Raw genomic sequence first — 1,168 nt, 5'->3', positions numbered from 1 at the left:
TACGGGAGGTTGCGGGCCATGACGATGCGCTGGACCTGGTTGGTGCCTTCGTAGATCTGGGTGATCTTGGCGTCGCGCATCATGCGCTCGACGGGGTAGTCGCGGGTGTAGCCGTAGCCGCCGAGGAGCTGGACGGCGTCGGTGGTGACCTCCATGGCGACGTCGGAGGCGAAGCACTTGGCGGCGGCGCCGAAGAAGGTGAGGTCGCCGTCGACGCGCTCGGACCTGGCCGCGGCGGCGTAGGTGAGCTGGCGGGCGGCCTCGAGCTTCATGGCCATGTCGGCGAGCATGAACTGCACGCCCTGGAAGTCGGCGATCGGCTTGCCGAACTGCTTGCGCTCCTTGACGTAGCCCTTGGCGTAGTCGAGGGCGCCCTGGGCGATGCCGAGGGCCTGGGCGGCGATGGTGATGCGGGTGTGGTCGAGGGTCTTCATCGCGGTGGCGAAGCCGGTGCCCTCGGCGCCGATCATGCGGTCGGCGGGGATGCGGACGTTGTCGAAGTAGACCTCGCGGGTCGGGGAGCCCTTGATGCCGAGCTTCTTCTCCGGCGCGCCGAAGGACACGCCCTCGTCGCCCTTCTCCACCACGAACGCGGAGATGCCCTTGGAGCGCTTGTCCGGGTCGGTGACCGCCATCACCGTGTAGTACTCCGACACGCCGGCGTTGGTGATCCACCGCTTCACGCCGTTCAGGACCCAGAAGTCGCCGTCGCGGACCGCGCGGGTCTTCATGCCGGCCGCGTCGGAGCCGGCGTCCGGCTCGGACAGGCAGTAGGAGAACATCGCCTCGCCCGCGGCGAGCGGGGCGAGGTACTTGTGCTTGAGCTCCTCGGAGCCGGAGAGGATCACCGGGAGCGAGCCGAGCTTGTTCACCGCCGGGATCAGCGAGGACGAACCGCAGGCGCGGGCGACCTCCTCGATCACGATCACCGTCGCGAGGGCGTCCGCGCCCGCGCCGCCGTAGGTCTCCGGGACGTGCACCGCGTGCAGGTCGTTGGCGACCAGCGCGTCCAGGGCCTCCTGCGGGAAACGCCCCTCCTCGTCCACCGCCGCCGCGAACGGGGCGATCTTCGCGTCCGCCAGCGCGCGCACCGACTCCCGGAGCATCTCGTGCTCCTCGGAGGTCCGGTACAGGTCGAAGTCCTTGCCCATGGTCTTGAGCTCCCTGG

At 69.5% G+C, this 1,168-nt stretch carries 1 protein-coding gene; it reads right to left on the bottom strand.

Translation table 11 applies throughout. From position 1 onward, the window contains the following. Window positions 1-1,151 (bottom strand): acyl-CoA dehydrogenase (locus IF73_RS0137010; protein WP_031015903.1); only part of this gene is annotated, 1,151 nt, incomplete at its 3' end. Between the last annotated feature and the right edge of the window lie 17 nt (window positions 1,152-1,168).

Origin of the sequence: Streptomyces sp. NRRL F-5727 (assembly GCF_000719555.1) — a bacterium.
Lineage (GTDB): Bacteria > Actinomycetota > Actinomycetes > Streptomycetales > Streptomycetaceae > Streptomyces.
The sequence above is the reverse complement of the archived record's forward strand: the minus strand, read 5'-3'. Positions and strand labels throughout refer to the sequence as shown.